This window comes from Nocardioides sp. T5 (genome assembly GCF_048161455.1).
Classification (GTDB): domain Bacteria; phylum Actinomycetota; class Actinomycetes; order Propionibacteriales; family Nocardioidaceae; genus Nocardioides.
The window spans coordinates 2964973-2990605 of the sequence record NZ_CP182415.1; the positions used below are offsets into that span (position 1 = coordinate 2964973).

The 25633-nt window shown below is 71.5% G+C and carries 28 protein-coding genes; 12 read left to right on the plus strand and 16 right to left on the minus strand.

Annotated elements, in window-relative coordinates; translation table 11 throughout:
• Positions 1–78: 78 nt before the first annotated feature.
• Positions 79–1065 carry a carbohydrate kinase family protein gene (locus ACNKF0_RS14475; protein WP_416953188.1) on the minus strand — a complete coding sequence of 329 codons (987 nt, stop codon included), beginning with the start codon at positions 1063–1065 and terminating at the stop codon, positions 79–81.
• A gap of 64 nt (positions 1066–1129) precedes the next feature.
• Here ACNKF0_RS14475 and ACNKF0_RS14480 point away from each other — a divergent pair, with 64 nt between their 5' ends.
• Positions 1130–1384: a hypothetical protein gene (locus ACNKF0_RS14480; protein ID WP_416953190.1), complete on the plus strand. Its 255-nt coding sequence runs from the start codon at positions 1130–1132 to the stop codon at positions 1382–1384.
• Positions 1385–1556: 172 nt separating this feature from the next.
• Here ACNKF0_RS14480 and erpA read toward each other — a convergent pair whose 3' ends face one another.
• The 3 genes from erpA to ACNKF0_RS14495 form a co-directional block, all read right to left on the minus strand.
• On the minus strand, positions 1557–1916 hold the full coding sequence (gene erpA / locus ACNKF0_RS14485; RefSeq protein ID WP_207081919.1) for an iron-sulfur cluster insertion protein ErpA: 360 nt from the start codon (positions 1914–1916) through the stop codon (positions 1557–1559).
• Positions 1917–2148: 232 nt separating this feature from the next.
• Complete coding sequence (locus ACNKF0_RS14490) at positions 2149–3054, minus strand: hypothetical protein (protein ID WP_416953192.1); 906 nt, start codon at positions 3052–3054, stop codon at positions 2149–2151.
• Positions 3055–3386: 332 nt separating this feature from the next.
• Complete coding sequence (locus ACNKF0_RS14495) at positions 3387–4469, minus strand: glycerate kinase (protein WP_416953194.1); 1083 nt, start codon at positions 4467–4469, stop codon at positions 3387–3389.
• Between the two features lie 55 nt (positions 4470–4524).
• Here ACNKF0_RS14495 and ACNKF0_RS14500 point away from each other — a divergent pair, with 55 nt between their 5' ends.
• Together ACNKF0_RS14500 and ACNKF0_RS14505 are read left to right on the plus strand one after the other, a co-directional pair.
• Positions 4525–4941 carry an SRPBCC domain-containing protein gene (locus tag ACNKF0_RS14500; protein ID WP_416953197.1) on the plus strand — a complete coding sequence of 139 codons (417 nt, stop codon included), beginning with the start codon at positions 4525–4527 and terminating at the stop codon, positions 4939–4941.
• Positions 4938–5825, plus strand: a complete 888-nt coding sequence (locus ACNKF0_RS14505) for a GNAT family N-acetyltransferase (RefSeq protein ID WP_416953199.1) — start codon at positions 4938–4940, stop codon at positions 5823–5825. The genes ACNKF0_RS14500 and ACNKF0_RS14505 overlap by 4 nt, the downstream gene beginning before the upstream one ends.
• Positions 5826–5880: 55 nt before the next feature.
• Here ACNKF0_RS14505 and ACNKF0_RS14510 read toward each other — a convergent pair whose 3' ends face one another.
• A complete protein-coding gene (locus ACNKF0_RS14510) occupies positions 5881–7050 on the minus strand; it encodes a glucose-1-phosphate adenylyltransferase family protein (protein WP_416953201.1) in 1170 nt (389 codons plus the stop codon).
• 126 nt (positions 7051–7176) lie between these two features.
• On the opposite strand from ACNKF0_RS14510, the gene nadA reads away from it, so the two are divergent.
• Together nadA and ACNKF0_RS14520 are read left to right on the plus strand one after the other, a co-directional pair.
• Positions 7177–8349 carry a quinolinate synthase NadA gene (nadA, locus tag ACNKF0_RS14515; RefSeq protein WP_416953204.1) on the plus strand — a complete coding sequence of 391 codons (1173 nt, stop codon included), beginning with the start codon at positions 7177–7179 and terminating at the stop codon, positions 8347–8349.
• A gap of 19 nt (positions 8350–8368) precedes the next feature.
• Positions 8369–9553 (plus strand): winged helix DNA-binding domain-containing protein, encoded by a 1185-nt coding sequence (locus tag ACNKF0_RS14520; protein ID WP_416953206.1) that lies wholly within the window; start codon positions 8369–8371, stop codon positions 9551–9553.
• A 150-nt stretch (positions 9554–9703) separates the two neighbouring features.
• On the opposite strand, the gene ACNKF0_RS14525 is transcribed toward ACNKF0_RS14520, so the two are convergent.
• From ACNKF0_RS14525 to ACNKF0_RS14545, 5 genes are read right to left on the minus strand one after another with little or no spacing between them, the layout of a single operon-like run.
• Entirely contained in the window at positions 9704–10873 is a 1170-nt protein-coding gene (locus ACNKF0_RS14525; protein ID WP_416953208.1) for a sensor histidine kinase, read from the minus strand.
• On the minus strand, positions 10870–11442 hold the full coding sequence (gene pspAB, locus ACNKF0_RS14530) for a PspA-associated protein PspAB (RefSeq protein ID WP_299924080.1): 573 nt from the start codon (positions 11440–11442) through the stop codon (positions 10870–10872). Before pspAB ends, ACNKF0_RS14525 begins: the two co-directional genes overlap by 4 nt.
• 12 nt (positions 11443–11454) lie before the next feature.
• The gene (gene htpX, locus ACNKF0_RS14535) at positions 11455–12369 is read right to left on the minus strand and encodes a zinc metalloprotease HtpX (RefSeq protein WP_299924082.1); all 915 of its coding nucleotides are present in this window, start codon (positions 12367–12369) and stop codon (positions 11455–11457) included.
• Positions 12370–12382: 13 nt separating this feature from the next.
• Entirely contained in the window at positions 12383–12661 is a 279-nt protein-coding gene (gene pspAA / locus ACNKF0_RS14540) for a PspA-associated protein PspAA (RefSeq protein WP_299924085.1), read from the minus strand.
• The gene (locus tag ACNKF0_RS14545) at positions 12658–13464 is read right to left on the minus strand and encodes a PspA/IM30 family protein (RefSeq protein WP_416953211.1); all 807 of its coding nucleotides are present in this window, start codon (positions 13462–13464) and stop codon (positions 12658–12660) included. Before ACNKF0_RS14545 ends, pspAA begins: the two co-directional genes overlap by 4 nt.
• A gap of 193 nt (positions 13465–13657) precedes the next feature.
• Here ACNKF0_RS14545 and ACNKF0_RS14550 point away from each other — a divergent pair, with 193 nt between their 5' ends.
• From ACNKF0_RS14550 to ACNKF0_RS14570, 5 genes are all read left to right on the plus strand, one after another.
• Positions 13658–14239 carry a DUF3043 domain-containing protein gene (locus ACNKF0_RS14550; RefSeq protein ID WP_416953213.1) on the plus strand — a complete coding sequence of 194 codons (582 nt, stop codon included), beginning with the start codon at positions 13658–13660 and terminating at the stop codon, positions 14237–14239.
• Between the two features lie 10 nt (positions 14240–14249).
• Positions 14250–14819 (plus strand): GNAT family N-acetyltransferase, encoded by a 570-nt coding sequence (locus tag ACNKF0_RS14555; protein ID WP_416953215.1) that lies wholly within the window; start codon positions 14250–14252, stop codon positions 14817–14819.
• A gap of 151 nt (positions 14820–14970) precedes the next feature.
• Complete coding sequence (locus ACNKF0_RS14560; protein ID WP_416953217.1) at positions 14971–15165, plus strand: hypothetical protein; 195 nt, start codon at positions 14971–14973, stop codon at positions 15163–15165.
• Between the two features lie 45 nt (positions 15166–15210).
• Positions 15211–15942 carry an AzlC family ABC transporter permease gene (locus ACNKF0_RS14565; RefSeq protein WP_416953219.1) on the plus strand — a complete coding sequence of 244 codons (732 nt, stop codon included), beginning with the start codon at positions 15211–15213 and terminating at the stop codon, positions 15940–15942.
• The gene (locus ACNKF0_RS14570; protein WP_416953221.1) at positions 15942–16238 is read left to right on the plus strand and encodes an AzlD domain-containing protein; all 297 of its coding nucleotides are present in this window, start codon (positions 15942–15944) and stop codon (positions 16236–16238) included. The genes ACNKF0_RS14565 and ACNKF0_RS14570 overlap by 1 nt, the downstream gene beginning before the upstream one ends.
• A gap of 180 nt (positions 16239–16418) precedes the next feature.
• Here the strand turns inward: ACNKF0_RS14570 and dapB are convergent, their stop codons facing one another.
• On the minus strand, positions 16419–17186 hold the full coding sequence (dapB, locus tag ACNKF0_RS14575) for a 4-hydroxy-tetrahydrodipicolinate reductase (RefSeq protein ID WP_416953223.1): 768 nt from the start codon (positions 17184–17186) through the stop codon (positions 16419–16421).
• Positions 17187–17265: 79 nt separating this feature from the next.
• Here dapB and ACNKF0_RS14580 point away from each other — a divergent pair, with 79 nt between their 5' ends.
• Positions 17266–17781: a class I SAM-dependent methyltransferase gene (locus ACNKF0_RS14580; RefSeq protein ID WP_299924105.1), complete on the plus strand. Its 516-nt coding sequence runs from the start codon at positions 17266–17268 to the stop codon at positions 17779–17781.
• Positions 17782–17997: 216 nt separating this feature from the next.
• Here ACNKF0_RS14580 and ACNKF0_RS14585 read toward each other — a convergent pair whose 3' ends face one another.
• From ACNKF0_RS14585 to ACNKF0_RS14600, 4 genes are all read right to left on the minus strand, one after another.
• Complete coding sequence (locus tag ACNKF0_RS14585; RefSeq protein WP_416953226.1) at positions 17998–19311, minus strand: M16 family metallopeptidase; 1314 nt, start codon at positions 19309–19311, stop codon at positions 17998–18000.
• A gap of 98 nt (positions 19312–19409) precedes the next feature.
• Complete coding sequence (locus ACNKF0_RS14590; protein ID WP_416953228.1) at positions 19410–21647, minus strand: polyribonucleotide nucleotidyltransferase; 2238 nt, start codon at positions 21645–21647, stop codon at positions 19410–19412.
• Positions 21648–21988: 341 nt separating this feature from the next.
• Positions 21989–22264 carry a 30S ribosomal protein S15 gene (gene rpsO / locus ACNKF0_RS14595; protein WP_056906479.1) on the minus strand — a complete coding sequence of 92 codons (276 nt, stop codon included), beginning with the start codon at positions 22262–22264 and terminating at the stop codon, positions 21989–21991.
• A 172-nt stretch (positions 22265–22436) separates the two neighbouring features.
• Positions 22437–22703, minus strand: a complete 267-nt coding sequence (locus ACNKF0_RS14600) for a DUF6458 family protein (protein ID WP_299924122.1) — start codon at positions 22701–22703, stop codon at positions 22437–22439.
• 130 nt (positions 22704–22833) lie between these two features.
• Between ACNKF0_RS14600 and ACNKF0_RS14605 the strand changes: the two genes are divergently transcribed.
• Complete coding sequence (locus ACNKF0_RS14605; protein ID WP_416953231.1) at positions 22834–24987, plus strand: molybdopterin-dependent oxidoreductase; 2154 nt, start codon at positions 22834–22836, stop codon at positions 24985–24987.
• Positions 24988–25106: 119 nt separating this feature from the next.
• Here ACNKF0_RS14605 and ACNKF0_RS14610 read toward each other — a convergent pair whose 3' ends face one another.
• The gene (locus ACNKF0_RS14610) at positions 25107–25541 is read right to left on the minus strand and encodes a PTS sugar transporter subunit IIA (protein WP_299924128.1); all 435 of its coding nucleotides are present in this window, start codon (positions 25539–25541) and stop codon (positions 25107–25109) included.
• Positions 25542–25633 lie beyond the last annotated feature (92 nt).

The following is a 25633-nucleotide window of genomic DNA, read 5'->3' on the forward strand; positions in this document are numbered from 1 at the left end:
ACGCTCCGTCGCGACTTCGTTCCTCAGTCGCGGTCGCTGCTCAACCACCGACGATCAAGGCCGCTGACGCGTCCTCGATCAGGGGCGGATCGTGCGCAGGTGCGGCTCGAAGTCGGCGGCGGCGTCGTCGCCGTAGGTCGCCGCGCACCGCTCGAGGAAGGCGCTGCGGGAGATCTCGTACTCCTGGGTGCCGACCTTCTCCACCACGTGGACGGCGAGGAGGCAGCCGAGCTGTGCGGCGCGCTCGTGGCCGAGGCCCCAGGTGAGGGCTGCGAGGAACCCGGCGCGGAACGCGTCGCCGACGCCGGTCGGCTCGACCTTGGCGATCTCGGGGACGGCGCCGACGACGATCGACTCCGCGCCCTCGCGGTCGATCCGGACGCCGGCCGCGCCGAGAGTGACCACCCAGGTGCCGACGCGCGAGAGGATCTCGTCGCGACTCCACCCGGTCTTCTGGGTGATCAGGCTCGCCTCGTACTCGTTGGAGAACAGGATGTCCGCGCCGTCGATGAGGGGCCGGATGAGGTCGCCGTCGCCGAACGCCAGCTGCTGCGAGGGGTCGGCCAGGAAGCGATAGCCCCGCTGGCGGCACTCCTCGGTGTGGCGCAGCATCCCGTCCGGGTCGTCCGGCCCGATGATCACGTAGTCCGGAGCGCCGACGCGGTCCACGATCGGCTTGAGCTCGATCTCGCGGGACTCGCTCATCGCGCCGGCGTAGAAGCTGGCGATCTGCGCCATCGAGGTGTCGTTGGTGCACACGAAGCGCGCAGTGTGGCGGGTCTCCGAGACGTGCACGGAGTCGCAGTCGACGTTGTGCCGCTCCAGCCACGAGCGGTACTCGGCGAAGTCCTCACCGACCGCGCCGACGAGCACCGGGCGCAGGCCCAGGTTGCCCAGTCCGAAGCAGATGTTGGCGGCGCAGCCGCCTCGGCGCACCTCGAGGTCCTCGACCAGGAAGGAGACCGAGAGCTTGTCGAGCTCGTCGACCACCAGGCTGTCGGCGAACTTGCCCGGGAAGGACATCAGGTGGTCGGTCGCGATGGATCCGGCAACGAGGAGGGACACGCCGCGAGACACTACCTCGCAGTACGGCTCGGGATACGCATCAGTAGCCAATAGCGTCGTGCCCATGACGACGTCACGACGCCCCGCACCCCTCTTCAGCGACGAGCTGGGCACCCCTGCCGAGATGGCCGCCGACGGCCGCGAGACCAGCCGCAACCTCGGCCTCCGGAGCGGCCTCGAGCGCGCGGCTCGGGCCGCCACGTCGCCCGCCCCGAGCCTGCGCTTCGACGACTACCCGGCCGAGGTCGGCAAGCGCGAGATCCGCGTCTCCGACGCCGCCGCCCGGATCGCCAACGCGCTCCACCTGCACCTGGACTGATCGAGGACGCGGCCCCAGCCGTACGACGAAGGGCCCCCGCCACTGGCGGGGGCCCTTCGTTTGGTGCTGCTGGTTCTCGTCTGACCGGGTTTCGACACGCGGGTCGTGACTTCGTCCCTCAGTCACGCCGCTCGCTCAACCACCATCAGCGAGTCCGCTGGCGCGTCCTCGCTCAGTGGAACGAGTCGCCGCAGGCGCAGGAGCCGGTGGCGTTGGGGTTGTCGATCGTGAAGCCCTGCTTCTCGATGGTGTCGACGAAGTCGATCTCGGCACCGTTGAGGTAGGGGACGCTCATCCGGTCGACGACCACGGTCACGCCGTCGAAGTCGGTGGTCACGTCGCCGTCGAGGGTGCGCTCGTCGAAGAAGAGCTGGTAGCGGAGGCCCGAGCAGCCACCGGGCTGCACGGAAATCCGCAGGGCCAGGTCGTCGCGACCCTCCTGCTCGAGGAGGCTCTTGATCTTGCCGGCAGCGACATCGGACAGGTTGATCTGGTCAGTGCGGCGCTCGGTGGTCTCGACCTGCTCGGTCATCTCATCACTCCAGAAGTCTCGGGTACTGCTTGGCTCAATGGTCGCACACCGAGGGTTATTCCCCGTGCTCGCGCTCCTGGGCGCCTTCCGGTCGAGGTGGCGGCACATGGAACCTCTCACGGCCGTTGACCCGCAATCTGCCGCCACCACCGGAGGCATGTCGGCGATGGTGGCGGCCGATTGCATGTGGCCGGCGCCACCAGCCGCAATCTGCCGCAATCTGCCGCCACGGTCAGGTCCTGCGGTGCCGAGGCGGGGCCACCGGTATTCGAGCGAGGAAGGCCGCTCTTCCCGCCGGGGTGAACAGCGAGTCCCGTAGGAGCCGGTGCCACTCGCGGATCCGGGTGGGGTCGTGCGGCCGTCCCAGCGAGCGGTCAGCGTCTTCGAGGATTGTCACCGCCCGATGGATGACGTCTCCCCCGGTGTAGGCACGGCGCACGAACCCTTCCCGGTCGACCCGTCGGTCGCGTCGCCGGTCGCGGACCCTGCGAGGCGCCTTCTCGTGCTCGTCCCCGTCGTATTCGTGAAGAGCGTTCGTGCCGACCACCCGCAGGTCTGCCTCGGCCACGAGGACTCCATCTGCGTCGACGACCGCCCACTGCGGCTCCACCTCGATGTCGCACACGACATGAAGCAATCGGAGCAGCGACTCCCACAGAGACTGGGCGCGACCGTCCACCAAGGGCAGCGCGGCACGCAGCCGTCGGCTTCCGGGTCGCCGGGTCCTCGCGATCGCCTCGAGCTGGTCCAAGGAGACCAGCTCGAGGAAGAGCGCGGCGTCGATCAGCGCTACCAGGTCGACGACCCCGATCCACCGCGCCGCCGCCGTGAGCGCTTCAGGGACCGTCGCCACGCGCAGGCCACGGATGACGACGTGTTCCACCGGCCGGATGTGTCGACTCGTGTGCACACCGCTGCGCATCGGCCTGGGGTCGTCTTTTCGCAGCGCGATGAACACGGGACAGGCATCGGGCACCGGAACGAGCGGTATCCCGTGGACCTCTAGCGCCGTGAGTCCGGTGAAGCACCCGACGTCCGTCAGCAGGAGCTGCCAACCCGCAAGGTCGCTCTCGGCCCAGGTCGGTGGATGGTCGGCGGGCACCGAGACACCTGTCGGTCGGTGGACGCCGTACGTCACGTGCGCCCATCTCGCCCCGCGTCGATGCCCACGGACTGGATCCGGCTTCACCATGCCTCGAGGCTGGTGGCACGCCATCATTTCGACGGGTAACCGTGACCGAGCCTGTGGACCACGACTCTGCAGGCTCCCCTGTGGACGGTCAGAGGTCCGCCGGGCGACGCCCCGTGGTGGCGGCACCTTGCGCAGTCGAGGACCCGGGAGATGCGATGTGCCGCCACCCTCGAGCGGACGGCGCGGTGGGTGGCGGCACCTTGCGCGCGGGAGCGGCTCCAGGCTGCGATCTGCCGCCACCACCACTGAGGCGCCCCCGCCGACCACCACGAGCCCGCTCAGCGCGACCAGGTGCGCGCGACGCGGGCGGCGAGGTCGGCGAGCGCCTCGGCGGGGGCGCCGAGGGCGCGCTCCTCCCCCACCAGGTCGACGAGGGAGTACGCCGACTCGATGCCGAGGGCGCGCATCTCGCGCGAGCCGACCAGCACCTGGCCGGCGAGGGCGATGCAGGGGCGCAGGGCCTCCGAGGCGACGGCGGCCACCCCATAGGGCACCTTGCCGGCCCGGCTGGAGAAGTCGAAGGCGCCCTCGCCGGTCACGACGAGGTCGGCCGCACGGGCGCGCTCGGCCAGGGACACCGCGGCGGCGACCAGGTCGATGCCGGGCTCCCGGGTCGCGCCGAGGGCCAGCAGCGCGTAGCCGATGCCGCCGGCCGCACCGGCCCCCTTCTCCAGCGACGTACGCCGGTCCGTGGCGGTGGCGAAGGCCTCGAGCCACCCGTCCACCTCGGCGATGCGGTCCTCGGCCACGCCCTTCTGCGGCCCGAAGGTCTTGGTGGCCCCGAAGAGCCCGGTGAGCGGGTTGTCCACGTCGCTGGCGGCGACGAGCGTGACGCCGGCCAGGCGCGAGCGCGCTGCGGACAGGTCCACCGACGTCACCGACGCCAGGGGCGCGGCTCCCCCGTCGAGCACCCCGTCGGCCTCGGCGCCGAGCGCGGCCAGGACGCCCGCGCCACCGTCGTTCGTCCCGGTGCCGCCGAGCCCGACCACGACGGTCCGCGCCCCGCCGGCCACGGCGGCGAGCACCAGCTCACCGACGCCGGCGCTGGTGGCCGTCTCGACGGGCCCCGACACCAGGTGCAGCCCCGCGGCCTGGGCGCTCTCGACGTACGCGGTGTCACCGACCCTCAGCACCACCGCGGGCACCGGGTCGCCCTGGGGTCCGCCGACGGTCACCGCGTCGAGCGACCCGCCGAGGGCGGCGTGCAGGACGTCGACGAACCCCGGCCCGCCGTCGGCCATCGGAGCCAGGTCGAGGTGGTCGTCGGGGGCGTGCCGGCGCCAGCCCTCGGCGACCGCCTCGGCGGCCTGCACCGCGGTCAGGGTTCCGGCGAACTTGTCCGGGGCGATCAGCACGCGCATGGCCGCCATGATCCAGCAATGCCCGTCCACGGGGTGCGTCGGGCATGCTGGTCGCATGAGCTTGGACCCCATCGTCGCCGAGATCACGGTCCCGGCGACCCCGACCGAGGCCTTCGTCGGCTTCACAGCCCAGATGGGCGAGTGGTGGGACCCCCTGCTCACCCCTGATCCGCCCACCTTCACCGGCATCGCGATCGACCCCAACGGTCCCGTCGCGTCCGTGCACGGCGACGAGCAGCACGTCTGGGGCCGGGTGATGCAGTGGGACCCGATCGGCGAGTACACGCAGGAGTTCTGGCTCTGGCACCCCGAGGACGAGGCGACCGTGCTCGACGTCCGCTTCACCGAGGCTCCCGAGGGCTCCCGGGTGCGGCTCGTGCACAGCGGCTGGCCCGCCGGCACCGAGGAGCTGCGTGAGAAGTTCCTGCACTGGGGTGACCTCCTCCAGCGCTACGCCTCTCACGTGTCGTGACCGCGCCGGTCGTCCGGCCCATGCGCGAGGAGGACCTCGAGGCCTTCGCCGAGATCACCGCGACCTCCTACCACGAGGTCGACACGCGCACCCACCAGCGCGCCTGGCCCGACCCCGTACGACGTCCCGCCGAACGCAACGGCCACTGGATCCGGCGGACCGGGCGGGCGCTGGTCACCGACCCCGGGGGCTGCTGGGTCGCCGAGGTGGACGGCGAGGTCGTCGGCGGTGCGGTGTCACGGGTGCGCGAGCTGATGTGGATCCTCGCCTCGTTCGCCGTGCGCCCCGAGCACCAGGGTCGCGGCGTCGGCACCGAGCTGATGGCAGCGGCGATGCAACACGGGCGGGGGTGCCTGCGCGGCATGTTCGCCGCCAGCGCCGACCCCGGCGCCGTACGCCGCTACCGGCTCGCGGGCTTCGACCTGCACCCGCAGATGATGCTCACCGGGGTGGTCGACCGCAGTGCCATCCCGGTCGTGGACCGGGTCCGCGAGGGCTCGGCCGGCGACGTGGACCTGATGGACTCCGTCGACCGGCGCACGCGCGGTGCGGCGCACCTCGGTGACCACGAGCTGCTGCTCGCGCAGTTCCGGCTCGTCGTCACCGACCACTCGACCGGGTCGGGCTACGCCTACGTCGACGACGACGGCGTTCCCGTGCTGGTCGCCGCCACCAACCGGCGTACGGCGTCGGGGCTGATGTGGGAGGCGCTGGCCTCCTCGGCGCCCGGCTCGCAGCTCCAGGTCCGCCACATCACCGCAGCCAACGCGTGGGCGCTCGACGTGGGGCTGGCCGCGCGGATGGCGATCTACACCGACGGCTACCTGTGCGTGCGCCAGATGAAGCCGCCGGCGCCCTACCTGCACCACGGCTCGCTGCTCTAGCGTCAGCGGGTCACCGCCGGCAGCCCGTCGACCAGGTCGTGGATCAGGTCGTCGATCAGGTCGTCGAGCCCGGTTCGAGACGCGCGCCGGCAGCCACCGTGCCCGACACAGTCGAGTCGCGGCCGACGAGCACGAGGTCGTCGTCGTGACCGAGCCGACGCGACGGCTCCTCGCCCACGCGGGCCTTGCCGAGCACCTCGCAGCGCTCGTCGAGCACGCTCGTGCGCACCACGGATCCCGCTCGGATGACGCAGTCCTCCATCACGACGCTGTCGTGGACCTCCGCGCCCTTCTCCACCACGACGCCGGGGCCCAGGACGCTGCCCACGACGAGGCCGGCGACGTCGGCGCCCGGTGACAGCAGCGAGTCGCGGCACTCCGCCGAGGCGCGCACCCGCGCGGCGGGCCGGTCCGGCCAGTGCGAGATGACCGGGCGGCCGGGGTGGTCGAACACGTCGACGCGCCCGGCGAGCAGGTCGCGGTGGGACTGGAGGTAGAGCCCCGGCTGGCCGACGTCGCGCCAGTAGCCGGTCAGCGGGACCGCCGCCGTCCTCCCGGTCTCCACCAGTCGCGGAAGGAGGTGCTCGCCGAAGTCGCCGATGCCGCTGTCGCCGTCCTCGGCGTCGCCCGACAGCTCGCGCCGCAGGTCGCGCAACGTCTCGAGCAGGACCTCGGTGTCGTAGAGGAAGATCTCGGTCGCCACCGTGCCCGACGACGGCCGCGACGGCTTGTGCTCCACACCCGTGACGGTGCCGTCGCGTCCCGCGAGGACGACGACGTTGTCCGAGGCGTCCTTCTTGGTGACCTCGCTCGTCAGGACGGTCGCGACCCGCCCCGCAGCCACGTGCTCCTCGACGACCGGCCCGAGGTCCATGTTGAAGACGTGGTCGGCGCTGCAGACCGCGAGCGTGCGCGCACCGAAGGCCTCGATGTCGGCGGAGATCCGCAGCAGCAGGTCACCGTTGCCGTAGGCGAAGCCGCTCTCGGTCGCCGGACCGGTGCCGGTCTGCGGGACGATGCGCCGGAAGCCGCCGCGGTTGCGGTCCAGGCTCCAGGGGCGACCTCCCGACAGGTAGTCGTCGATCGAGGTGACCTGGTACTCCAGCGAGACCCACACGTCGACCAGGTCGGCGTGCACCAGCCCCGAGAGCGCGAAGTCGATGAGCCGGTGGACCCCACCGAAGGGCAGGTCGGGCTTGGCCCGCTCGCGGGTCAGGACGTCCATCCGCGAGCCCTGCCCACCCGCTTGGACCAGAGCCAGGACCTCACCACGTCGCACCATGGCCGAAGCATGGCACCCGCAGGGGGCTGGTGCGCCCACCTCGTCGAGGGTCCGCTCTAGGATCGCATCATGAGCCTCGTCGACCTGCCGCTCCTCCCCCTCGGCAAGGGCCGCGACCTCGACGCCGAGCGCGGCGTCGAGTGCCCCGGCGACCTGCCGGCGGCGTCCGACCCCGACCTGGTCGCTCGGGCCCGGGCGGCCAAGGCGGCCCTGGGCGAGCGGGTCTTCGTGCTCGGCCACCACTACCAGCGCGACGAGGTCATCCAGTTCGCGGACGTCACCGGCGACTCGTTCAAGCTCGCCCGCGACGCAGCGGCTCGCCCCGACGCAGAGTTCATCGTCTTCTGCGGCGTCCACTTCATGGCCGAGTCGGCCGACATCCTCACCTCGCCGAGCCAGCAGGTGGTCCTCCCCGACCTCGCCGCGGGTTGCTCGATGGCCGACATGGCACGGCTGCGCCAGGTCGAGGACGCGTGGGACGCCATGGCCGACGCCGGCATCCAGGACTCCGTCGTCCCGGTGACCTACATGAACTCCAGTGCCGACATCAAGGCGTTCTGCGGGCGCAACGGCGGCGTGGTCTGCACCTCGTCCAACGCCGACGTCGCGCTCGACTGGGCCTTCGCGCAGAAGAGCGACGCCAAGGTGCTCTTCCTCCCCGACCAGCACCTCGGCCGCAACACCGCGGTGCTCCAGATGGGCATCGGCCTCGACGAGTGTGTCGTCTGGGACCCGCTGCAGCCCGGTGGCGGCCTGAGCGCCGAAGAGGTCCAGAAGGCCCGCATGATCCTGTGGAAGGGCCACTGCTCGGTGCACGGCCGCTTCTCCGAGGACGTCGTCGACGAGCTCCGCGCCAAGCACCCCGGCATCAACATCCTGGTCCACCCCGAGTGCAAGCACGAGGTCGTGCTCAAGGCCGACCTCGTCGGCTCCACCGAGTTCATCATCAAGACCATCGAGGCCGCCGAGCCCGGCACGGTCTGGGCCATCGGCACGGAGCTCAACCTGGTCAAGCGCCTCGCCGACGCCCACCCCGACAAGACGATCGTCTTCCTCGACCGCAACGTCTGCTACTGCTCGACGATGAACCGCATCGACCTCCCCCACCTCGTCTGGGCCCTGGAGAACCTCGTCGCCGACAACGTCGTCAACCGGATCAGCGTCGACCCGGAGACCGAGGCCGACGCACTGGTGGCGCTCCAGCGGATGCTCGACCTGCCCGGCAAGTCGCACCGCGACTGAGCGACCGGGCGCGACGACGATGGCGCGGCGGCGGATCAGCGACTCCGAGCGCCGCAGCCGCATCGCCGTACGCCACGCGCTGGCGCCGGCCCACCGGCTGGCCGGCGTCGACGCGGTGACCCGCGCGATGACGGTCCTGCACGCGACCGAGGCGGCCACCGTCCACCTCGCGGTCGCCGCGCGCGCCGAGGGCATCACGCCCGAGGACGTCGACTCCGAGCTGTACGACGCCCGGTCGGTGGTCAAGCAGCTCGCGATGCGCCGGACCCTCTTCGTGTTCCCGCGTGACCAGCTGGCCGCCGCATGGGGCAGCGCCTCGGCGCGCGTCGCGGCGTCGGAGCGCAAGCGCATCGCCAAGGCGATCGTCGGGGCAGGCATCGCACCCGACGGGGACGCCTGGCTGGACGCCGCCCGCGAGGCCACGCTCGTACGCCTGGCAGCGGGGCCGGCGACCGCAGCAGAGCTCCGCACCGAGCTCCCGGAGCTGGCCGGGACGGTCGGCGGGACCACGGACAAGCCGTACGACCGCCCGGTGCCGGTGGCCCCGTGGGTGCTCACCCACCTCGGGCTCGAGGGGAAGGTGCTGCGCGGGCGCAACGCCGGGCACTGGCGGCTGAACAAGCCGACGTGGACGACCGCCGAGGACTGGCTGGGAGTCGTGGAACCTCCGCTCGACGAAGCCGCCGGTTACGCCGCGCTCGTCCGTGGGTGGCTGACCACCTTCGGGCCCGGCACCGCGGCCGACATCCAGTGGTGGCTGGGCTCGACGAAGACCGCCGTCACCCGGGCCCTGGCGGACCTCGGCGCCGTCGAGGTCGACCTCGACGACGGATCGACGGGCTGGGTCCACCCCCACGACACCGATGTCGGCCCGGTGGAGCCGTGGGCGGCGCTGCTGCCGACGCTCGACCCCACCGTGATGGGCTGGAAGTCGCGCGGCTTCTACCTCGACCCGGCGCACGTCCCCCACCTCTTCGACACCAACGGGAACGCCGGCACCACCGCGTGGTGGGACGGGCGTATCGTCGGTTGCTGGGTCCAGGACGAGGAGGGCGTCGTCAGGCTGTCGCTGCTCGAGGACGTCGAGCCCGACGGGCTCGCCGCGCTCGAGCACGAGGCGCACCGGCTCACTGCGTGGCTCGAGGGGACCGTGGTCGGCACCGTCTACTCCTCCCGGCAGATGAAGCACGCCCGGCTGCACTGAGGTCCGGGGAAGGCTCGAGACACACCGGGATCCGGTGGGCTCCCTACCGGTGGCGGCGGACTTCCCCCACGAGTACGCGCAGGGCGCCGTCGCGGCCCCAGAGCCGGGCCGGAGGGGATCCGCCGGAGTCCGGCGAGCGCCTGGACCCGCTCAGGAGTCGGCGCGGGGCAGCTCGAACCAGAACACGGACCCGCCGCCCTCGCGGCCCTCGACCCCCATCCGACCCCCGTGGGCCTCGACGATGCGGCGACAGGTCGCCAGCCCGATGCCAGAGCCATCGACGGTCTTGTCGAGGCGGGCGAGCGGCGCGAAGACCCGCTCGCGCTTGTCCTCCGGGATCCCGCGGCCACGGTCGCGCACCTCGATCCGGTGGTGGCCGTCGATCGGCACCGAGTCCACCTCGACCTCGGGCTGCTCGCCGGGCACGGCAAACTTGGCTGCGTTGTCGATGAGGTTCATCAGCACCGACCGCAGCTGGACGCCGTCGCCGCGCACGAGGGGCATGTCTCCGACGTCCACCTGCTCCCGGGAGATCCGCCCGGCGAGGTCGTCGAGCGCCGATCGCAGCTCCACGGCGAGGTTCACGACGTCCTCACCGGGTGCCTCGCCCTGCTGCGCGAACTCGAGCAGGTTGTTGATCAGGTCGGTCATCCGGTCCACCCCGCGGCGGGCACGGGCCAGCGTGTCGAGCTGGTCGGGCTCTTCCACGTCGAGCTCGAGCGTCTCGAGCGACAGGGAGATCGACGTGAGGGGGTTCTTGAGGTCGTGGCTGACCTGCCCGGCGAACTGGGCCAGGCGCTGGTTCGAGGTGCTGAGCCGGGCGTTGGCCTCGCTGAGCCGGCGCGAGGCGAGCTCGAGCTCGAGGACGTCGACCACGCGGTCGGCCAGCTGGGCCAGGCCTCGTGCGGCCTGAGGGGTCACCTCGTGGCTGCGGTCGTCGAAGACGCAGAGCGTGCCGATCGTGACACCCGCCGGCGTGGTGAGCGGGTGGGAGCCGTAGTACTTCACCTCGGCGATCTCGCCGGTCGTCCACGGGTTCTCGGCGAACCGCACGTCCTCACCGGCGTCCTCGAGCATGATCGGCATGCCGGCCTCCACCACCAGCCGGCACATCGAGTGGTCGATCGGTGACTCCGTGCCCTCGAAACCGGCCGTCGCGACCTGGTGCTGCGAGTGGGAGCTCAGCAGGTTGACCGCGGCGAAGGGCACGCCGGCCACCTGGGCGGCGAGCTGCACGAGGGAGTCGAGCTCCCGGCGCGGCCTGCCGTCGAGGACGTCGTACGCCGCCAGCGAGCGGTCGCGGGTCTCGCCGGGGTTCACAGGCCGGGGGCCTTCCACACCGCCAGCCACCTCTGCAGGTCGGGCTCCATCGGCAGCTCCTCTCCCAGCAGGTCACGCACGGACAGCTCGAGCAGCGTGTCACGCGTCTGCTCCCCGGTGGGGGCGAACGGGTAGAACGTGCCCTGCTTGTAGAGGTAGGTGAGGCCGAACCGCTGGCCGGACGCGTTGGCGAACGGCACCAGCGAGCACAGCAGCCCCGACTCGAAGCCGTTGAGCTCGAGGGTGGTGTTGACGGCGTGGAGGTCGGTGCACAGGCCGGGCATGTCGCCCTTGTCGCCCTCGACGACGAGCCAGGTGAAGCCGAAGTCGTCCTGGGTGACCTCGACGTCCGGCGCCTCGGCGTCGTCACGGATCAACGCGAGCACGTCGGCCTGGGTCTGCGCGAAGGCGGCGCCGGCGGCCGAGCGGTAGCACACGGACCCGGTGCCGGTGGGCTCGAAGCCCAGTGCGGTCTGCAGCGTGATCGCCGCGCTCGGCACGTGGAACAACGCGTCGAGGTTGTTGCGCTTGGGCTGCGTCCGACCACGCATCGCCTCCCACAGTCCCATGTCGCCTCGCCCTCAGCCGGTCGGCCGGCTGAGCTCGGCCTGGATGCGTGCCAGCTGCTCGAGCCGCTGCTGCAGCGGTGGGTGCGTCGCCATCAGGCCGCCCAGCCCGCCGTGGAGCGCGGGGACGATGCACAGCGCGCTCGCGGCGCCTGCTGCGCTGCTGGCGCGCAGGTCGCGCTGCGGGGTCGCGGCGCCCTCTCCGCTGATCTTCTGCAGGGCGCTGGCCAGCGCACCGGGCTTGAGCGTGAGGTAGGCACCGGCCCGGTCGGCGCTCATCTCGCGGTAGCGCGAGAGCAGGCGCAGCAGCACGAAGCTGACGGCGTAGACGACGATGCTGACGACGACCGCCACCAGGAGGGCGGGCAGCGCGCTGTTGTTGCGCGAGCGGCTCATCCCGCCGAACTGGGCGAAGCGCATCAGCAGCCCCGCGGCGATGCCGGCCGAGGAGGCGACGGTCATCACGAGCACGTCGCGGTGGGCGACGTGGCTGAGCTCGTGGGCCAGCACGGCCTCGAGCTCCTCGGTGTCGAGGGTCTGCAGGATGCCGGTCGTCACGCACACGACGGCACGCTCGGGTGAGCGACCGGTGGCGAAGGCGTTGGGCATGTCGAGCTGGGACACGCCGACTCGCGGCTTGGGCATGTCGGCGAGCGCGCAGAGCCGGTCGATCATGCCGTGCAGCTCCGGCGCCTCCTCCGGCGTCACCTCGCGCGCACGCATCGCGCGCATGGCGACCTTGTCGGAGCTCCACCACTGCCAGAACGCCATGCCGATCGCGATGACCGCGACGAGCACGGCGCCGCCGGGGCTCCTGACGAACGCCATGACGGTCACCACGAGCCCGACGAACAGCGCGCCGAGCAGGAACATGGTGAGGGTCATCCGGGCGGTCAGCCCGGAGTCCTTGATGAAGCGTGAGGTGGCCACCGCTCGTGGCGTCTCAGCCGGGGATGAGGCCGTCGTCGCCCAGGAGCTCGCGGACCTCGTCGATCGTCGCGTCGGGCGGCGGCAGGATCATGTCGGACTCGTCGAGCGAGTCGAGGGAGTGGTGGGTCCCGCTCGCGCGCACGGCGGACAGCAGCCCGTGCAGCGCGGTGCGGAACATGTCCTCGTCACCGGACTCGATGGCCTGCTCGATCTGGTTGTCCAGGCCGTTGAGGGCGTCGAGCGCGTGGTCGTCGAGGTCGTACTGACCCTCGCCGAGGATGCGGACGATCATGCCCGTCCGCCCTCGCTGCCCGAGCCCTCGCCCTCGGTGCGTACGGCCTCGGGCTCGGCCGCGAGGATGTCGCCGCCCTCGTCGCCGGACTCGATGGCCTGGGGGGTGCTGGCGGCCTTGAGGCGGGCCAGCTCGGCCTCCACGTCGGACCCGGAGCTGAGGGCGTCGAGCTCGCGCGTGATGTCGTCGCCGGCGTTGAGCTGCGAGGCGTCGTCGAGGGCGCCGGAGGCGATCAGCTCGTCGATGGCCTGGCCGCGCGCCTGCATCTGGGCGGTCTTGTCCTCGGCACGCTGGATGGCGAGGCCGACGTCGCCCATCTCCTCGCCGATGCCCGACATCGCCTCGCCGATGCGCGTCTGCGCCTCGGCCGCAGTGTAGGTGGCCTTGATGGTCTCCTTGCGGGTGCGGAAAGCCTCGACCTTGGCCTGCAGCCGCTGCTGCGCCAGGACGAGCTTCTCCTCCTCGCCCTGGAGCGTGGCCTGCTGCTCCTTGAGCGCGGTGATCTGCGAGGCGAGACCGGACTTGCGGGTCAGCGCCTCGCGGGCCAGGTCCTCACGACCGGCGCCGATGGCCTTCTCGGCCTGGCCCTGCAGCTTGGCGGCCTGCTGCTCGAGCTGGTTGACCTGGAGCTCGACGCGCTTGCGGCTCGTGGCGACGTCGGCCACGCCGCGACGGACCTTGGACAGGAGCTCGAGCTGGCGCTGGTAGCTGTAGTCGAGGGTCTCGCGGGGGTCCTCCGCCTTGTCCAGGGCCTTGTTGGCCTTGGAGCGGAAGATCAGGCTGATGCGCTTCATGAGACTCATCGGGGTGGAGACCCTCTCTTGGGCATGCGACTGGAGTGACGTTCTCACCCTAGGACCAATGGCAAGTGGGAGGTAGGGCAAGTCGGAGGTTGGGCGTCCCTCGACGCCGCGCCCGGCGGGTCGCGGCGATAGGCTGGCCCCACCACCAGATCCGCCCGTCCGTACCTCTCGTAGCCATGTGAAGGCAGCACGCGTGTTCCGTCGTACCAACTCCGAGCCGGAGACCCCCACCACCGACGACAAGGTGGGTGGCAAGGGTCGACCCACGCCCACGCGCAAGGAGGCCGAGGCAGCCGCCCGCGCCCGCGCCAAGGTGCCCCGCACGCGCAAGGAGCAGGCCGCGGCGCAGCGAGCCGCACGCGGCGACACCTCGCGCAAGATGCGCGACGCGATGAAGACCGGCGACGAGCGCTACCTGCCCAGCCGTGACCGCGGTCCCGTACGTCGCTTCATCCGCGACTTCGTCGACTCGCGCTTCTCCTTCATCGAGCTGATGATCCCGCTGCTGATCGTGTCGATGATCCTCGGCTACTCCGGCAACAGCAGCATGGTCCAGCTCGGCAACACCGTCCTGTTCACCACGTTGCTCGTGATCGTGTTCGACATCGTGATGCTGCGGTTCCGCCTGCGCCGCGAGCTCGCTCGCCGCTTCCCCGACGAGCCGACCAAGGGCACCACGCTCTACGCCGCCATGCGCTCGCTGCAGATGAAGTTCCTGCGTCTGCCCAAGGCGCAGGTCAAGATCGGCGAGAAGCTCCCCGAGACCTATCGATGAGCGCACGCTGATGTCGCACCAGCACCCGCCGGCAGGCGGTGGCCCGAGCGCCGACGTGTCCGTACGCGTCGCCTGGTCCGACGACGCCGCGGCGATCGCGGCCGTCCAGGTCCGCGCGTGGCCCGGCCTCTACGCCGGCCTGCTGCCGGAGGAGGTCCTCCCGACCGATGTCGACGCCGTGGCCGCGCAGTGGCGCGAGGCGATGTCGCGGCCCGCCGACGCCCGCAACCGGGTCCTCGTCGCCCTCGAGCGCAACCGCGTGGTGGGCTTCGCCCTGACCTCGCCGGCCGCCGACCCCGACTGCGACCCGGTGGCCGACGGCGAGCTCGCCGAGGTGACCCTCGACCCCGCCGAGCGGGCCAAGGGACACGGCTCCCGACTGCTCCAGGCGGCCGTCGACACGCTCGCTGCCGACCGCTTCACCCGTGCCGTCACCTGGGTCAACGCCGGCGACGACGCCCTCCGGACCTTCCTGACCGACGCCGGCTGGGCAGCCGACACCGCCCACCGCGAGCTCGACCTCGACGGCACCGGCGCGACCACCGTCAAGCAGGTGCGTCTCCACACCGCGATCGCCTGAGGCCGGCCCTGGCCCGGACGACCGATCCCGCAATCCACCCCTGAGGCGCTTGCTTTTCCTGTGACGCGCGTCACCATGGAGTGACCGGCCACCTCGCCGGCAGACCACGGGGGTCCAGATGCTAGGTCCGCTTCCCGCACTACACAGGTTCGTGCTCGTCATCGTCGCGCTGGTCGTCTGCGTCGGCATCGGTCTCTGGTTCGTCGCCGTTCCCGAGATCCCGCTCAACCTCCGCGTCGGGCTCGTCGCCGGCGCCACGGCCGGCATCGCGGCGGGGTTCGTGCTGGTCCACGACTTCCACCAGCGGCAGGGCAGGACCGGTCGCGTACGCCGTCGTCTGCACTGAGGACGCGCCACCGGGAACGTCCGTGGCATGACCTAGCCTCGGGGCGTGTCCGACGCCGTCCTCGACCCCGGTGAGCGGAGCGCCATCGTCCGCGACAGCCTCGCCGTGGGGCTGGCCACCGGGGCCTACGGGCTCGGCTTCGGAGCCGTGTCGGTCGCCTCGGGCCTGAGCATCGCCCAGACGTGCGTCCTGTCCCTGCTGATGTTCACCGGGGCCAGCCAGTTCGCGCTCGTCGGTGTCGTGGCCGCGGGTGGCGCGCCCCTGTCGGGTGCGGCGACGGCACTGCTCCTCGGCACCCGCAACACCCTCTACGGCCTCCGGATGACCCCGCTGCTGCAGTGGCGCGGGTGGCGGCGGGCGGCGGCCGCCCACGTGCTGATCGACGAGTCGACCGCGATGGGTGTCAGCCGCGGCACGAGGGAGGGCGTCCGGTTGGGCTTCCTCACCACCGGCGTCTCGGTCTTCGTCCTGTGGAACCTCGCGACCGCGATCGGGGCGCTCGCCGGGGACGCCGTGGGTGACCCCCGGACCTTCGGCCTCGACGCGGCCGTCGGCGCCGCGTTCCTGGCCCTGCTCTGGCCGCGGCTGCGCGACCGGCGCAACGTCCTCGTCGCGGTGCTCGCCGCCGCGGTGGCGCTGACGATGGTGCCGATCACCGCTGCGGGCGTGCCGGTGCTGGCCGCGGGCGGCGTGGCCCTGCTCGTGGGGGTCATCGGGAAGAGGCAGGACCCGACCGAGGTCCCCGGTCCCGACGACGTCGCGGGGGGCCACCGCTGATGTGGACCGCTGTCCTGCTGGCCGGCGCCGGCTGCTACCTGCTCAAGCTCGCCGGGCTGTCGCTGCCCGAGCGGGTGCTCGAGCACCCCACGGTCGAGCGGGTGGCCGACCTCATCCCGGTGGCGCTGCTCGCCGCCCTGGTCGCCGTGCAGACGTTCTCGTCGGGCTCCGAGCTGACACTCGATGCGCGGGCCCTCGGCCTCGGCTTCGCCGTGGTGGCGCTGCTGCTGCGGATGCCCTTCCTGGTCGTGGTCGTGGGGGCGTCGGTCGTGGCGGCTGTGACTCGCCTCGTCTGACGCCGGCCGCCGTGGATGGCGGCACATCGTGCCCTGCGAGACGCCAGAACTGTCATCGGCCGCCACCTCCGTACGGTGCCGAACGACGGTGGCGGCACATCGCAACCGTCCCGACGCCAGACCTGCGGTCTGCCGCCACCCTGGCGCAACGAGACGGCGCGAGGTACGGATCTGGGCCGTTCAGCCGATGTCGAGGAAGGCGTCGAGCCCGACGGTGAGGCCCGGGTGGTCGCCGATGGCGCGGATGCCCGTGAGCACGCCGGGGGTGAAGGAGACCCGGTCGAGCGAGTCGTGGCGGATGGTCAGGGTCTCCCCCGCCGTGCCGAGCACGACCTCCTGGTGCGCGACCAGCCCGCGGACCCGCAGCCCGTGCACGCGGACGCCCTCGACGTCAGCGCCGCGAGCGCCCTCGAGCCCGGTGGACGTCGCGTCGGGCATGGGGGCGCTGCCGGCCTCGCGGCGGGCCGCGGCGATCATCTCGGCCGTCCGCCGAGCGGTGCCGGAGGGGGCGTCGGCCTTGTCGGGGTGGTGCAGCTCGACGACCTCGACCGACTCGAAGAAGGGGGCGGCCTGCGCGGCGAAGCGCATCATCAGGATCGCTCCGATGGAGAAGTTGGGCGCGATGAGCACCCCGACCCCCGGCGCGTCGGCGAGCCAGGTCTCGAGCTGGTCGAGCCGCGCCTGGTCGAAGCCCGTCGTGCCGACGACGGCGTGGATGCCGTGCTCGATGCAGAAGCGCAGGTTGTCCATCACGACGTCGGGGTGGGTGAAGTCCACGACGACCTCAGCACCTGCCCGGGCGAGCTCCGCGACGTCGTCACCCGCGTCGACCGAGGCCACCAGCTCGGTGTCGGGCGCCGCCTCGACGGCCCGGCAGACCTCCGAGCCGACCTTGCCCCGCGCGCCCAGCACGCCGACCCGGACCTGTGCCTCGTCTCCAGTGCTCACGCGGCCAACCGTATCGGCCGCGCGTATCGGTGAGTGGCGGTGGCTGACTCGCGCACAGGCGTCTGGCAGGCTGTGGCCCATGCCTGCCTCGTCCATCCCGCCGCGCATCAAGTGGGCCGTCGACCTCATGGACGTCCAGCCGGGCGACCAGGTCCTCGAGATCGGCTGCGGCCCCGGAGCCGGCGCGGAGGCGATCTGCGCCCGGCTCGAGACCGGCAAGCTGTTCGCGATCGACCGGTCCGAGTCGGGCGTGGACCGCACCAAGCGCCGCAACCAGAAGTACGTCGACGCCGGCCGGCTCGTCGTACGCCAGATCGACCTGGCCACCCTCCGCGTCCCGGTCAAGCGCCTCAACAAGGTCTTCGCCTTCAACGTCAACCTGTTCTGGGTCCGCGCCTGCGAGGACGAGGTCGCCCTGCTCCACGAGCGGGTCGTCCCCGGCGGCGCGGTCTACCTCTTCTACGAGGCCGCACGCCCCGAGCTGGTGCCCAACATCGTGAAGAAGGCCTCCGAGAACCTCCTGCGCGGCGGCTTCCGGGTCAGCGTCGTGGAGCAGAAGGCTCCCCCGGTCATCGGGATCATCGCGCGCAGGTGACGGTCGCACACCGCCGAGCTCGCGAGGCGGCACGCGACCGTCGCCAAGCACCGGTGGTTGAGCAGCGAGCGCGGCCGAGGCACGAGGTCGCGACCGAGCGTGTCGAAACCCGGAGAGCCGAGAAGCAGCCCCAGCCCAAGCGGGCCTTGGTTTCGACACGCTCGCTTCGCTCGCTGCTCAACCAGCGGCAGGCACGCTCAACCAGCGGCGAACGGGTCAACCAGCAGCGGCCGGGCCGACCACCGCAAGCAGCTCGGGCTGGCTGAACAGCTCGTGCGCGAGAGCGGCGACGTCCTCGGTGGTGACGGCCTCGATGCGCGCGACGACCTCGTCGATGGTGAGCAGCTCGTCGTGGACGAGCTCGACCTTGCCGATGCGCGACATCCGCGATCCGGAGTCCTCGAGCCCGAGCACGAGGCCACCCTTGAGCTGGCCCTTCCCGCGCTCGACCTCCTCGTCGGTCAGCCCCTCGGCCGCGACCTTGGCGAGCTCGTTGCGCACGGTCTCCAGCACGGCGTCGTACTTGCCCGGCAGGCAGCCGACCGAGACCCCCACGACGCCGGCGTCGGCGTGGTGGGTGGCGAACGAGTAGACCGAGTAGGCCAGGCCGCGCAGCTCGCGCACCTCCTGGAACATCCGCGACGAGGTGCCACCGCCGAGGGCGGTGTTGAGCACGCCGAGGGTGTAGCGGCGCGGGTCGGTGCGGGTCAGCCCCTTGACTCCGAGGACGAGGTTGACCTGCTCCTGCGGACGGACGGTGCGCGTCTCGCCGGGGTGCACCTTGCGGGCGCGCTCGGACTGCTCCGACGGGGCCGGGTCGGCCTCGCCCTCGAGGAAGCCGCCGCGACCGAAGGCCTGGCGGACCTGTCGTACGACGGTCGCGTGGTCGACGTTGCCGGCGACGGACACGACCATGTTGTCGGGGCGGTAGTGGCGGAGGTAGAAGCGGTGGATCTGCGCCCGCGTCAGCGCGGTGATCGAGGCCTCGGTGCCGGCGATCGGACGACCGAGCGGGGTGTCGCCCCACGCCTGCTGCGCGAACAGGTTGTGCACCACGTCGTCGGGGTCGTCGTCGTGCATCGCGATCTCGTCGAGGATGACGTCGCGCTCGGCCTCCACGTCGGCCGCGGCGATCGTCGAGGCGGTCACCATGTCGCCGAGCACGTCGACCGCGGTGCCGAGGTCCTCGTCGAGGACCCGCGCGTGGTAGACGGTGTACTCCTTGGTGGTGAAGGCGTTGAACTCCCCACCGACCGCGTCGAGCGCCACGGAGATGTCCATCGCCGTGCGCTCCGGGGTGCCCTTGAAGAGCAGGTGCTCGAGGAAGTGCGAGCAGCCGTGCAGCGCGGGCGTCTCGTCGCGTGAGCCGACCGCGACCCACACGCCGATGCTCGCCGACCGGGTGCCTGCCATCTGCTCGGTGACGACCCGCAGGCCGCTGGGCAGGACCGTACGTCGGACGCGTGAGGTGACGGCGCCGTCGGCGTCCTTCACCGTGTGGAGGGTGCGGGTGGTGCCGTTCTTCTGCACGAAGGTCCTTCCGGGCGGAGCATGGGTGGAACGGGGTGAAGCGCCACGACCGGCCGGCCTGACGGCCGACCGGTCGTGGATGGAGCAGGAGCGTCAGGTCACTCGGCGTCCGTGGCCTCGGGGGCGTCGGCGGACTCCTCGGAGCCGGCCTCGTCCTCCTCGACGACGGGAACCAGCGACAGCTTGCCGCGGTCGTCGATCTCGGCGATCTTGACCTGGACCTTCTGGCCCACGGCCAGGACGTCCTCGACGGCCTCGACGCGCTTGCCGCCGGCCAGGGAACGCAGCTTGCTGATGTGCAGCAGGCCGTCCTTGCCGGGCATCAGCGAGACGAAGGCACCGAAGTTGGTCGTCTTCACGACGGTGCCGAGGTAGCGCTCGCCGACCTCGGGCATCGTCGGGTTGGCGATCGCGTTGACCGCGGCCTTGGCAGCCTCGGCGGCCTCACCGTTGGTCGCACCGATGTAGACCGTGCCGTCGTCCTCGATGGACAGCGTCGCGCCCGTGTCGTCCTGGATCTGGTTGATGACCTTGCCCTTGGGCCCGATGACCTCGCCGATCTTGTCGACGGGCACGCGCACGGTGATGATGCGCGGCGCGTGGACCGACATCTCCTCAGGCGCGTCGATGGCCTCGGCCATCACGTCGAGGATCGCCAGGCGCGCGTCGCGGGCCTGGGTCAGCGCGGCGGCCAGGACCTCGGCGGGGATGCCGTCGAGCTTCGTGTCGAGCTGGAGGGCCGTGACGAACTCGCGCGTGCCGGCGACCTTGAAGTCCATGTCGCCGAAGGCGTCCTCGGCGCCGAGGATGTCGGTCAGCGCGACGTACTGGGTCTCGCCGTCGATCTCACCGGAGATGAGGCCCATCGCGATGCCGGCGACGGAGGCCTTGAGCGGCACACCGGCCTGCAGCAGCGACAGGGTCGAGGCGCAGACAGAGCCCATCGAGGTGGAGCCGTTGGAGCCCATGGCCTCGGAGAGCTGGCGGATCGCGTAGGGGAACTCCTCGCGGGTGGGCAGGACCGGGAGCAGCGCGCGGCGCGCCAGGGCGCCGTGGCCGACCTCGCGACGCTTGGGCGAGCCCACGCGGCCGGTCTCGCCGGTGGAGAACGGCGGGAAGACGTACTTGTGCATGTAGCGGCGGTGCTTCTCCGGCGACAGCGTGTCGAGCTGCTGCTCCATCTTGAGCATGTCGAGGGTGGTGACACCCAGGATCTGGGTCTCGCCGCGCTCGAACAGCGCGGAGCCGTGGACGCGCGGGATCACGTCGACCTCGGCGTGCAGCGGACGGATGTCGGCGAGGCCGCGGCCGTCGATGCGGACCTTGTCGCGCAGGACGCGCTCGCGCACGACGTTCTTGGTGACCGAGCGGAACGCGGCGCCGAGCTCCTTCTCGCGACCCTCGAACTGGTCGGCGAGCTTCTCGAGCAGGGCGACCTTGAGCTCGTCGGTGCGCGACTCGCGCTCCTGCTTGTCGCCGATCTGCATGGCAGCGGTCAGGTCGTCCTTCGCGGCGGCCTCGACGGCGGCGTAGACGTCGTCCTCGTAGTCGAGGAAGACCGGGAAGTCCTGGACCGGCTTGGCGGCCTCGGCGGCGAGCTGGGCCTGCGCCTCGACGAGCTGCTTGATGAAGGGCTTCGCGGCGTCGAGACCGCTGGCCACGACCTCCTCGGTGGGCGCCTTGGCGCCACCCTGGATGAGGGCGATGGTCTCCTCGGGAGCCTCGGCCTCGACCATCATGATGGCGACGTCACCGGTCTCGGTGACGCGACCGGCGACGACCATGTCGAAGACGGCCGACTCGAGCTGCGAGTGGCTCGGGAAGGCCACCCACTGGCCGTCGATGAGCGCCACGCGGACGCCGCCGACGGGACCGGAGAACGGCAGGCCCGAGAGCTGGGTGGACAGCGACGCGGCGTTGATGGCCAGCACGTCGTAGGGCTGGTCGGGGTCGAGCGCCATGACGGTGATGACGACCTGGACCTCGTTGCGCAGACCCTTCTTGAAGGTCGGGCGCAGCGGGCGGTCGATGAGGCGGCAGGTGAGGATCGCGTCCTCGCCCGGGCGACCCTCGGAGCGGAAGAAGGAGCCGGGGATCTGGCCCACGGCGTACATCCGCTCCTCGACGTCGATGGTCAGGGGGAAGAAGTCGAAGTGGTCCTTGGGCGTCTTGCCCGCGGTCGTCGCCGAGAGCAGCATGGTCTCGTCGTCGAGGTAGGCCGTGACGGAGCCGGCAGCCTGACGGGCCAGCAGGCCGGTCTCGAACTTGACGGTGCGCTGGCCGAACTTGCCGTTGTCGAGGACGGTCTCGACAGCAGAGATGATGGGTTCACTCATGGAAGCAGGATCCTGCTTTCTCTTCGCGGAGCGATCCGCGGCGTCCACCCCTCATGTGGTGGACCATCGAAGGTCCCGCGGGGCCGGTCTTCGATCGAGGCCCGCAGATCTGCCAGCCGGGGGCTGGGATCTGAAGGCCACTACCGAGGACCGGGCGACGAGGCGGGTCGCTCCTGTTGGGTGTGTATGAAGTTATGTGCTCACGATAGCCATATGCCAGGCCGCGCCCGACTGAGCGGCGTCAGGGGCGTGGCCTGGCAAGGCGGAGGAGCGAAGGCGACCTGGGAGCGAAGCGGTCGTCGAGCGACGACAACGCAGTCAGGACGCGTCCATGGCGTCGCTCAGCGGCGGAGGCCGAGGCGCTCGACGATGGAGCGGTAGCGCTCGATCTCCGTCTTCTGGAGGTAGTTGAGCAGGCGACGGCGCTGACCGACCAGGAGCAGCAGTCCACGACGGCTGTGGTGGTCGTGCTTGTGCGTCTTGAGGTGCTCGGTGAGGTGCGAGATACGGTGGCTGAGCAGCGCGATCTGGACCTCGGGCGAACCGGTGTCACCCTCGGTCAGGGCGTACTCGGCGATGATCTTCTTCTTGGTCTCCGCGTCGGTACCAATCGACATGGGGGCTCCTTCGGTTCTCGTTGCGCGGCGCGCCCGGGCCTGTTCACCGGGGCACTCTGGTTCCGCGGCCGTCGTGACGGCGTCGTCGCCCTGCTGGGCAACCGCAGAATCATATCGAGACGCTGGACCACGGGCCCAATCCGCGCCGCGCGACGAGAGACCTACGAGCGGCTCAGACGGCCGGCGGGGCCGGCGGGTCGGACTCGCTGGTGCGCTGCGTCGAGGCCTGGCGACCCTGCGCGTCGGTCGTGGTGGCGGTGGTGGTGTGGCGCCGCTTGGTGTTCTGCTGGACCATCGTCAGCACGAGCCAGAGCACGCCGGCGACGACGAGGATCCAGCCCAACGTGATGACCTCGAGGGGACCCACCTGCTGCTCGTTGAAGGCGAGCGCCAGGACCAGTCCGATGACGATGAGGCCGATCGGCCCTCCGTAACCCATGTCGTGCTCCGTTCTGTCGGGGATGCCGCCCGGCGACCGAGGCGGTCTGGACCGGGCGGGGCAGAGTCTGGCGCCTGGCCGGTCCGATGTCATCCCCCCGCGGGGGGTGCGACGTGCGACGATCGCTCGCATGGAGAAGCGCATCGGCGTCTGCAACCTCTGCGAGGCGATCTGCGGCCTCGAGCTCACGATCGAGGGACGTGAGGTCGTCGGGGTGCGCGGCAACAAGGCCGATCCCCTCTCCCGCGGGCACGTCTGCCCCAAGGGGGTCGCGATCGCCGACGTGTACGCCGACCCCGACCGGCTGCGTCGACCGGTGCGCCGCGTCGGCGAGGGCGCCGACGCCCGGTGGGAGGAGATCGACTGGGACGAGGCGTTCGACCTCGTCGCCGGCCACCTCTCTCGCGTGATCAACGAGCACGGTGACGACGCGCTCGGCGTCTACCTCGGCAACCCCAACGCCCACAGCCTGGGGTCGATGACGCACGGCACCGCGATGTTCAAGTCGTTCCGCACCAGGAACCGCTACTCCGCCACCTCGGTCGACCAGCTCCCCCACCAGCTCGTCGCCCACCTCGTCTTCGGCCACCAGCTCTTCCTGCCGATCCCCGACATCGATCGCACCTCGTGGTTCCTGGTGGTCGGTGGCAACCCGATGGCCTCCAACGGCTCCCTGATGACGGTCCCCGACTTCCCGCAGCGGGTGCGCGACCTGCGGGCGCGCGGCGGCAGGATGGTCGTCCTCGACCCGCGCCGCACCGAGACCGCGAAGGTCGCCGACGAGCACCACTTCGTCCGTCCGGGCACCGACGCGTGGGTGCTGCTCGCGATGCTGCACGTCCTGACCACCGAGGCCTCCCCCGACACCTCCCCCGACACCTCGCCCGACATCGTGCCCACCGTGCCGTCGTACGTCGACGGGCTCGACACGGTCGTCGAGCTCGTCGCCGACTTCACCCCCGAGCGCGCCGAGGCGATGAGCGGGCTGCCGGCCGCGGAGGTCCGCCGGCTCGCGCGCGAGCTGGCGGCCGCCGAGTCCGGCGTCGTCTACAGCCGGATCGGGGTGTCCGCCGGCCCGTGGGGCACGGTGTGCCAGTGGGCGGTCACCTGCCTCAACGTCATCACCGGCAACCTCGACCGGCCCGGCGGGGCCATGTTCACCACGCCGGCCATCGACGCCGTGGGCACCGGTCTCATCGGGCGCGGGCACCACGACGCATGGCGCTCGCGGGTCCGCGGGCTCCCGGAGACCGCGGGCGAGCTGCCGGTGGCGGCGCTGCGCGAGGAGATCGAGACGCCCGGCGAGGGCCAGGTGCGTGCACTGCTCACGGTGGCGGGCAACCCGGTCCTGTCGACACCCGACGGCGCGAGGCTCGACGCCGCGCTGCGCGGCCTCGACTTCATGGCGGCGGTGGACATCTACGTCAACGAGACCACCCGGCAAGCCGACGTGATCCTGCCGCCGACCACCGCGCTCGAGCGCGACCACTACGACCTGGTCTTCCACCTGCTGGCCGTGCGCAACACGGCAAGGTTCACCCCCGCCGTGTTCGACAAGGAGGCCGACCAGCGCCACGACTGGCAGATCTTCCGCGAGATCACCCTCCGCACGGCCGCTCGTCTGGAGCGCAGGGCCCCGCTCAAGAAGCGGCTCGTCCAGCGCGCCCGGCTGACCGCCAGCCCGACCTTCCTGATCGGGCAGCTGCTGCGCCGGGGGTCGAGCGGGGTGACGCTCACCAAGCTGCGGGCCCGACCGGCCGGCATCGACCTCGGTCCCCTGCGGGGCGGCCAGCTGCCGGGCCGCCTCCCGGCGCGCAGCAAGCGCGTGGACCTGGCGCCCGCGCTCGTGGTGGCGGACGTCGCGAGGCTCGCCGCCGTACCCGTTCCCACAGGTGACGACGAGCTCGTGCTGATCGGGCGTCGCCACCAGCGCGACTGCAACTCGTGGATGCACAACTCCGAGCGGCTGACGCGCGGCCGGCCGCGCCACCAGCTGTTGATGAACCCCGACGACCTCGCGCGGCGCGCCATCGCCGACGGCTCCCGGGTGCGCGTGACGTCGCGCGTCGGGTCGGTCGAGGTCGAGGTGGCCGCGTCGGACGACCTGATGCCGGGCGTGGTGTCCCTCCCCCACGGCTACGGACACGCGGCGGACGGCGTCCTGATGTCACGCAGCCGCGAGGTGCGGGGCGTCTCGGTCAACGACCTCACCGATCCCGAGCTGCTCGACGTGTCGGGCAACGCCGCGCTCAACGGCGTACCGGTCGCGGTCACCGCCTGCTGAGCACCGCCCCTCCCGGTAACTGCCCGAAATGACCACTCCCGCCCCCATCGGCGGGGGCGGGAGTGGTCGTTCGGACCCGTTACCGGGCCCGCTGGGATGCTGAGGTGCTGCGCCGTACGTCAGGCGCTGACGTCGCCGAGCACGGCGAGGACGTCGTCGGGGGTCTGGGCGGCATCGAGCGCAGCGATGCTGGCGTCGTCGGTGAAGGCACCGGCCAGCGCCTGCAGCACGGTCAGGTGGTCGTCACCCGCGCCGGCGATCCCGACGACGTAGCGGGCCGGGCTGCCCTTCCAGTCGATCGGCTCGTCGTAGCGCACGAACGAGATCGCGGTGTGGCGGATCAGCGTCTTCGCCTCGTTGGTGCCGTGCGGGATTGCCAGGCCGTTGCCCATGAACGTGGAGACCGAGGTCTCCCGCTCGTGCATGGCGTCGACGTAGGCCTCGTCGACGGCGCCGCTCGCGACCAGCAGCCGTCCGGCCTCGGTGATCGCTGCGTCACGGTCCGTGGCCTGGCCGCCGAGCACGATGGCCTCCCTGCTCAGTACGTCGCTCATCTGGCGTCCCTCTTCCTCGCAGTGTCGGTTGGGTGGAGCTCAGTCGGTGGGGTGGAACTCATGAGACCACACGCTCGCGGCGGCGGGTCGTG

Coding starts and splice junctions, on each gene's coding strand:
- ACNKF0_RS14555 (WP_416953215.1), top strand. CDS start 14,250: ATGTCGCACCAGCACCCGCCGGCAGGCGGTGGCCCGAGCGCCGACGTG.
- ACNKF0_RS14580 (WP_299924105.1), top strand. CDS start 17,266: ATGCCTGCCTCGTCCATCCCGCCGCGCATCAAGTGGGCCGTCGACCTC.
- ACNKF0_RS14520 (WP_416953206.1), top strand. CDS start 8,369: ATGGCGCGGCGGCGGATCAGCGACTCCGAGCGCCGCAGCCGCATCGCC.
- ACNKF0_RS14510 (WP_416953201.1), bottom strand. CDS start 7,050: ATGGACGTCCTGACCCGCGAGCGGGCCAAGCCCGACCTGCCCTTCGGT.
- ACNKF0_RS14570 (WP_416953221.1), top strand. CDS start 15,942: ATGTGGACCGCTGTCCTGCTGGCCGGCGCCGGCTGCTACCTGCTCAAG.
- ACNKF0_RS14590 (WP_416953228.1), bottom strand. CDS start 21,647: ATGAGTGAACCCATCATCTCTGCTGTCGAGACCGTCCTCGACAACGGC.
- erpA (WP_207081919.1), bottom strand. CDS start 1,916: ATGACCGAGCAGGTCGAGACCACCGAGCGCCGCACTGACCAGATCAAC.
- ACNKF0_RS14605 (WP_416953231.1), top strand. CDS start 22,834: ATGGAGAAGCGCATCGGCGTCTGCAACCTCTGCGAGGCGATCTGCGGC.
- pspAB (WP_299924080.1), bottom strand. CDS start 11,442: ATGGGACTGTGGGAGGCGATGCGTGGTCGGACGCAGCCCAAGCGCAAC.
- ACNKF0_RS14545 (WP_416953211.1), bottom strand. CDS start 13,464: ATGAGTCTCATGAAGCGCATCAGCCTGATCTTCCGCTCCAAGGCCAAC.
- ACNKF0_RS14600 (WP_299924122.1), bottom strand. CDS start 22,703: ATGGGTTACGGAGGGCCGATCGGCCTCATCGTCATCGGACTGGTCCTG.
- pspAA (WP_299924085.1), bottom strand. CDS start 12,661: ATGATCGTCCGCATCCTCGGCGAGGGTCAGTACGACCTCGACGACCAC.
- ACNKF0_RS14495 (WP_416953194.1), bottom strand. CDS start 4,469: ATGCGCGTGCTGATCGCCCCGGACAAGTTCGCCGGAACCCTGACCGCG.
- ACNKF0_RS14610 (WP_299924128.1), bottom strand. CDS start 25,541: ATGAGCGACGTACTGAGCAGGGAGGCCATCGTGCTCGGCGGCCAGGCC.
- ACNKF0_RS14480 (WP_416953190.1), top strand. CDS start 1,130: ATGACGACGTCACGACGCCCCGCACCCCTCTTCAGCGACGAGCTGGGC.
- ACNKF0_RS14500 (WP_416953197.1), top strand. CDS start 4,525: ATGAGCTTGGACCCCATCGTCGCCGAGATCACGGTCCCGGCGACCCCG.
- rpsO (WP_056906479.1), bottom strand. CDS start 22,264: ATGTCGATTGGTACCGACGCGGAGACCAAGAAGAAGATCATCGCCGAG.
- nadA (WP_416953204.1), top strand. CDS start 7,177: ATGAGCCTCGTCGACCTGCCGCTCCTCCCCCTCGGCAAGGGCCGCGAC.